This window comes from Palleronia sp. (genome assembly GCF_042089775.1).
Classification (GTDB): Bacteria; Pseudomonadota; Alphaproteobacteria; order Rhodobacterales; family Rhodobacteraceae; genus Palleronia.
In genome coordinates this window covers 26,349-33,198 of sequence record NZ_JBELKF010000036.1, presented here as the reverse complement: position 1 = coordinate 33,198, position 6,850 = coordinate 26,349, and the positions used below count along the sequence as shown (strand labels likewise).

At 60.8% G+C, this 6,850-nt stretch carries 3 protein-coding genes; all 3 read right to left on the bottom strand.

Features of this window, described 5'->3' with window-relative positions:
* Positions 1–864 precede the first annotated feature (864 nt).
* Positions 865–2,976, bottom strand: a complete 2,112-nt coding sequence (locus ACFDS3_RS10645; RefSeq protein ID WP_375262336.1) for a hypothetical protein — start codon at positions 2,974–2,976, stop codon at positions 865–867.
* Between the two features lie 358 nt (positions 2,977–3,334).
* Positions 3,335–5,476 (bottom strand): polysaccharide biosynthesis tyrosine autokinase, encoded by a 2,142-nt coding sequence (locus ACFDS3_RS10640; protein ID WP_375262335.1) that lies wholly within the window; start codon positions 5,474–5,476, stop codon positions 3,335–3,337.
* Positions 5,477–5,607: 131 nt separating this feature from the next.
* On the bottom strand, positions 5,608–6,675 hold the full coding sequence (locus ACFDS3_RS10635; RefSeq protein ID WP_375262334.1) for a ParB/RepB/Spo0J family partition protein: 1,068 nt from the start codon (positions 6,673–6,675) through the stop codon (positions 5,608–5,610).
* Between the last annotated feature and the right edge of the window lie 175 nt (positions 6,676–6,850).

Below are 6,850 nucleotides of genomic sequence, written 5' to 3'. Positions count from 1 at the left end.
CGTGAAGAGCCCGCAGAGCAATGGCCTCTCGCTCGCCATCGCCTTCGGACCGATGTACGCACCTTGCGCCAACAGCTTGTCTTGATGGAGGCACTAGATCGACTGAACTGGTGCGCCACAGCACTATTTTTGACCCAAGGGAGGGAAAGTCAGGTCGCTGGCGAAGTCGAATCTACAACTTCAATCTGCTGTTTTGGATGTAAAACGCCGAGGCCCGAGAGCACCGTCATGTTGGCGCGGTCTCTCAGGACTCAGTAGATCGCGAACGATCAGGCTCAAGAAGGTGATCTGGCCGACCAGAAGATAAACGAAAAAACAAGTCAGAAGACCGTGCCCCTTCAGAGCCGCAAAGGTGGTCGCGCTCAGGCCGACGACGGTCGAGAGAATGAGCTTCGCAAGGAGAACGTTCATGTGCTGTACCAACTTTACCCCAGCAGATATGTCCGTCGAAAGAGACCAAAACGCGACGAGATCGGCTTCACATTAAGGACTTAAGGATAAAGACTAACCATTTAAAAATGTATGCACCACACACGCTCAACGGGAATTTTCTTGTGGGCGTGTTTCCGCGCGCTTGGCTGGATTTCCGCCGATAGAACGAGGTGGCGCGGCGGCTGAAGAGCGTTGCACGGCATCGGGTCGCTGATCGCCACGGCCTTGGAACCCTGGCTCCGCATGAGAAGTCTCGGACGCGGACTTGTGCAGCGTAACCCGATGATTGACGATGTGAGGCGTCCGAAGCCCGAGCTCTGCACCTACGCTCTGTCCGCCGGAGCCGAGGCCAACGTGCGCCACGCTGTATCGGGGGGGGACAGACGCAGTGCGCCGGAGGTCAGGTGCGGCCCAGGCAGCCTGTCCATGAAGTCACCGCGAGCCGCCGCTGATCTTGATCGCCATGGTGGTCGTATTCATGATCTGTATGGTCACTGTCTCGCCAAGGCGAGACGTGCCGATAGCCGAAAGCTCGAGCGCCGATCCAGACCCAGCAGTGCCGACGGTCATGCCGCCTGCCTTCACGAAGGTGCCCTCGACCCTAGCCATGCACTCGATGCCGTCATTCCGTTGAAGGATGACATAGGCTGACGCTACCGCGTTGGCTGTAGAACTCTGCCGCACTGTCAGAACCAGCTCGATTGCCTCGGAAATGAACGTGCTGCGAGACATGTCCTTGCCATGCAGCACAATATCAACAGATCCGTTCGCGGGCACCGATTGGGGCGGAATCACGCTGCGGTACCCGCCATACGAGACCAAGGCCGACTCGTGTCTGATCGGGTCGCCCGTGTAGGAAATCACCGGATCCTGGCCAGTCGGATCACCGGCAACCCGGACATAGAGCGTGTTATACCCGAGGCCGTCGTTATCGCCGAATGCATATTCGTCGTGAGCCAATGCTCCCAGCGTACCTTGAGCGAGGCTTGTGCCGTCGACGGCCATGAAATCTGGCGCATCCAGATAAGGCTTGCCGCCCTCGCCATAATTGCCGTTGTCGCGCAGATACCACTCTCCGGAAGCGGACGACTCCACCCACTCGTAGATCTCGCCGAGTGAGCTGTCGAACTCGATCAGCGAGGTGATGCCGGACAGGCCTTTGGCATCAATTGTGACGTTGGTCGTCCTTCCGAGATCTGCAGAAAACAACGGCGAGGGCGCCCCTTTTGACGGGCTGGGCTCGCTCGTGCGCGTCTGGCCAAGGGCGGAGGTCACGTTGATATGGTCACCATTCTCAAAACGGATGGCCCTGCGGTCGCTTGGGGCCAAGTCCGTACCCCACGCGCCGCCTTTGTGAGTATTACCGACCATGTTGATGTATTGTGGGAATTTCAGTTCGCCATCGACCGTCGCCTCTTCTCCGAAGACATCGTATCCGGTATTCCGATCGAAGGTGGTTCCTTCAATCAGGACTTCATTCGCGTTGCGGCCAAGAAAGATGGCATCGGCTCGCTCATCGAGATTGGCTCCACCACGCTGAAATTCGAGAAAGCACATCATCACGGTGATCTGGCCGCCGTTCAGATAAAGGCCTATCTCTCGATTGGCCGAGAAGGTCGATCGAAGTAGGAAACTGTCCCTGCAGTTGTTCACGCCCACATTGTTATTCCGCAGAACGCTGAATCGCACGTCGAGCCCGCCGACGGGCTTGGCCAAGCCGCCCTCGATACCGTAGTGGTGGTCGATCATTTTTACGTTCTGGACCTCGACGTCGAGAGATCCCTCGCAATCGATCCCGTGCCCAAATCCTGCCGATTGGCCACCGTTGCCGTCAAAATCCACGTCGCGCACGAACAGGATCTGGTCCCTGAACAGGAGTATCGCGCTCGCATCCGGTTCACGAACAAGCACGGTACGTCCGAATGCGCCGGTGTAGTCATAGATGGACGATCCCATACCGCGCAGCGTCACGTTGCCCGGCACCTGCACATCGCCGAGCAATAGACGGCCAGGCGGCAAGAGGATCTCTCCACCTCCTAGAGTGTCGGCCCGATCCAAGGCTCTTCGCAGAGCGTCGGAGACGTTGACCGTGCCGGTTCGGTCAATGTCATACTGGGCAAGAGAGATGCTGTGTTCGGGGGTTTCCAAGGGCAGAAACTCGGCCCCGTCCTTGACGAATCTGTGGCCGGTCTTGGCTACCTCGGCCACGTCGCCGTCAGCGGCTCCGGCAATGATTGCCGGAGAAGCCAGTGCATCAACGTTCTTGACACGAAGATCTGGGGTATTGTCGGTGCGGCGCGAAGGCAGGCGGCGCATCTTCACCCCCCCTGATCCCGTGTAGTCGACGAGACCTTCATCCGCGGCATCAGCTTCGACGATGAGGTACCGGTTTCCCCCGGCTTCCACGTGATAGCCAGCGGCAACGTCGTCATAGGTCAGATCGGCCAAGTCGGACACGTCGTCGAGCACAAGGCGCCCCACGAGGCCAAGAGCCTTGGCGGTGTCGCTCTGCGGCTTGTGAAACTTGGAATTCCGTTCGGTCATCAGCAGGTGGACCTCTCCATCGAGTGGGCCGGATTGACTATGGTGCTGCGTCGTCGGGGATCCGATCCCGACATTGCCCGCCCGAAGGCCTGGAGCTCGGCTTCACTCAGGGCGGCGAGCTGGTGGCACCCCCTGTTTTAATCCACATGATCGGGACCCTGTTGTCGATCCCGTCGTGTGCCGCTTCTCGTTGTAGTCCTACCGCCGAACCTTCAACTTTTCCGCCGCATCCGCAAGCGTCAGGAATCAGGTATTGGTTAAGGCAGGTTCGGAGCGTGGCGTCGCCTGCTCGTACCGGCCATCGTTCGAAAGCCGGGGCTTTCGGCCTCTGCGGTAGGCCGTATTCTCCCGCACTACGTTATGTATCGTAGTATTTGCTGCCGTACGCCGCGTAGCTGCCGTACTTCCCGCCATAGCCGTAGCGCTTCATGCCCGAGGGGCTGATCTGGCTCAGCACCAAGCCCCCTATGTCGAGATTGACAGTCTTGAACTGGCGCAGCGCTTCCTTCAGCTGAACGCGACTCGTTCGATCCCAAGCGACACTGAAGACAATCGTGTCGACATGCTGGCCGATGACCCGCGCGTCAGGCACCACGAGGACAGGCGGCGTGTCGATCACGATGTAGTCGTAGTGCTGCCGCAACATGTCGAGGAAGCGCGCGAAATTGTCCGATGCAAAGAGATCGGCCGCATTCTTCCGCGTCTTCTCGCCCAAGATGATATCCACGTCGAGCCGGGGGTCGCGAACGATGACCTCCGAGAGCTCCTCGATCCTGGCTTCTTTCGACAAGGCCGAGACGATCCCGCCAGCACCGGTGATGTCGTTGCGGAAGTACTCGTTCAAAGTCCGCCGGCGCACGTCGCCTTCGATCAAGAGGACCTTCTTGTTAAGGCTGGATAGGTTGTGCGCAAGCGCGATGGCCTGCGTTGTCTTGCCCTCGCCCGGAAGCGACGAGGTCGACATGATGACCTTGGGCGGCCCGCCGGACGAAGACAGAAGGATGGAGGTCCTGAGATTCCGGATTGCCTCGGCCCCCGCCGAAGCCGGTTTCTCGTTAAGGAAAGTGATGAGCTGGTCGCGCCGCTTGATCGGCATCAGCGGGATCTGGCCCAGGATCGGTTGCCCGGTTTCGGACTCGAGCTCGTCGGCGCTGCGGAAACCACGGCTCAGGAATTGCCGCGCCAGAACGATTGCAATGCCGATGATCAGGCCCAGATTGATCGCAATGAGCAAGATCAGCAGCCTCTGCGGCGCGACGTAAGTCCCGGGGATCGCCTCGGACAGCACCCGGCTGTCCGATTGCGCGAGACCGCGCTGAACGGTGGCTTCCTTCAAGCGTGTGAGGAAGGTCTCGTAGAGCGTGCGGATGGCCTGCACCTCGCGCTCGATCTGTTGGAGTTGCACGAGATCGTCGGACTGCGCCGCAACGTCCCCTTCCAACCGCTCCACCGCTGCCTGCAGCGTCTCGGCCTGCAGGTTCTGGCGTTCGAATGCAGTCTGGGCCTGCGCCCTCAGGGTCTCGATACGCGCCTCGATCTGCTCGATCCCCGCGTCGTTTTCAACGAGCCGCGAGAGTGTCGGGTCGCCGATAATCCGCGCGAGTTCGACATAATCTCCCGCCTCTTCCAACTCTGCGATACGCGACAGCCGTGCCTCAGCCACGGCCGCACTGGCCGCAGCATTGGCGGCGCGCTCACGGGCATCGATAAGCTGACGATTCAACGCCTCGAGCCCCTCGATGCTGATAAGATCGATTTCGGTGCGAACAGATTTTAGCTCGTTTTCACGTTCGCGCAGTTCGACCTCAAGGTCCGAGACCCGCTCGCTCAGCCAAGTGACGGCGGTCTCGGTAGCCTGGAACTTCTGGTTGACCTGATCGGCAATGTAGATCTCGGCCAGCGTGTTGGCCATCAGCTGGGACTTCTCCGAAGACTCGGTCGTGACGCTGATGTTGAAGACATAGGTCTGCGGCAGGTTCCGGACTGAAATCGCGTCCCGCACCGCATCGATAGTGCTATTGAGCTCGGTCATTTCAGGATCAGGGGCCAGCACCTCATCCATGGGGCCCAGGACCAGGGGAACCACACCTTCGGTGAGATCGCTGATCGAGAAGGCAGGTTCGGGCTGTAGTGCAGCGTTGAATTCCGGATCGCTCGTCAGTTCAAGCTCGTCGACAAGTTGCCGCAGAATGCCACGGGACTGGAGCACTTCGAGCTCGGTGTTCAAGGCTTCGCTTTCGGTCGACATCCCGGCAAAGAGCGACTCGATATCCGCCGAGATCGGGGACGTTTCGAGTTCGAGCGCGAGCGTCGTCGAAGACTCGTAGATCGGAACGGCTACGAAAAAGGCGTAGTAGGCGCTGAGAAGAGCCGCTACGAGAGCGGCGAAGAGGATGGTGAACTTGCCGCGCCACAGGGCGCCGCCCAAAGCGAGAAGATCGATCGTGTCATCTTCAGCCGGCGCGGCGGTGGCGGTCTGACGCCGAGTATCTTGCATCATATCAGTCTGATGTCCTCTGAACCGCCGGCGGCGTCTTTCATGCGCTGACTAGCCCAACTTTCCCGGCATCGAAAGTAGCCCTGTGGAAAATGGATCCGACAAACCGTCACGTGTGCTTCAACAAGATCAGTTCAGTCCGATTTCGCCCCCCTTTTGATCCACGTCTTCAGACGAGCCACGAAATCGTCAGTCACACCGGCGCCTTGGAGGACCAGCCGCCCCTGCCCGTCTCGTGTGACAGCCACGTGCGGCACCTCCTGTCCGGCCCCGGCGTCAGATGGTGCGGAGCGGAACGGACGGGGCGGAGCAACCGCTTTCTCCAAGCACGTACGCTCGGCCTCGAGGGTTTCAGCTCCTCGTTCCAGAGCCTCGCGCAGCTGTCCGGCCAGCGCATCATCCTCGCGCAAGCACTGCGACAGCTTCAGCCCCAGCCGCTCGGGCAGCGCCGACGGGTAGCGCAGGGCGCCGTCAAGCGCGCGCACGATGGGCAGGAAAGAACCGATCTTCGACCGCCGCGGACGCGAGGCAGCGCCGAAGAGCCCTTGAAGCGCGGCGCGGTCGTCCTCGAAGATGCCGGCCTCGACCGCCTTGGCCACGATACGGGCACGTTCATAATAGCTGAGATCGGCGCGGATCTCGTTTTCCTCGACCATCGCTCGATATGCCGCGGCCTGGTCTTCGGGACGGCGCAGCAACGCAAGCACCTTGCCCTCGACCCTTCCCTCGCACGACAGCGCGCGTAGCGCCGTCAGCCGTCGCCAACCCGAGATCAGGCCATAACGCCCCCCACCCAGGTCCAGCACCTCGATCGGATTACGCTGGCCGCTGGCGACGAGGCTTTCCTTCAGGCTGTGCATCTCGGTCTCGTCGGCCGAGAGACGGTCGCGGATCAGGTGTTCGGCCTCGATGGCGTCAATCGGCAGTTCCAGCACGATCCGTCCCCCCTCACGGGCACGGGTCATCTCTTCAGACAGCTCGCGCAGCGCAGCGGCCTGCGCCTGGTCCTGTGCGACGCGGGCGACCGGGGCCACGGAAACCTGGCCCGCCCCGGGCGCGGCGGGTGCAGCGGAAACCTGGCCCGCCCCGGGCGCGGCGGGTGCAGCGGAAAAGTCCCCCTGCCCCGTGGCTCTGATTTCGGACACCCTATCAAGAGCGTCGGGCAGCGGAGTCGGCAGAGTCAGTCTCTTGCGACGTGCCATGGCAGTCTCCTAACCAAGATGTTTCGCATGCGAAACGCTGGATCGTTGGCACCGAGTTTGTCGCAGAGACACCGATGTTTCGCGCGCGAAACACTCCGAGGCTATACCCCAGTCTCGAGCCGAGGCGTGACACCTACGGCAAGAGACTGGCCCATAGTGCCTGCGACCTGTTTCG

Bases quoted from the DNA above. Each gene is read 5' to 3' on its own strand.
- ACFDS3_RS10640 (WP_375262335.1), bottom strand. From the start codon at position 5,476: ATGATGCAAGATACTCGGCGTCAGACCGCCACCGCCGCGCCGGCTGAA.
- ACFDS3_RS10645 (WP_375262336.1), bottom strand. From the start codon at position 2,976: ATGACCGAACGGAATTCCAAGTTTCACAAGCCGCAGAGCGACACCGCC.
- ACFDS3_RS10635 (WP_375262334.1), bottom strand. From the start codon at position 6,675: ATGGCACGTCGCAAGAGACTGACTCTGCCGACTCCGCTGCCCGACGCT.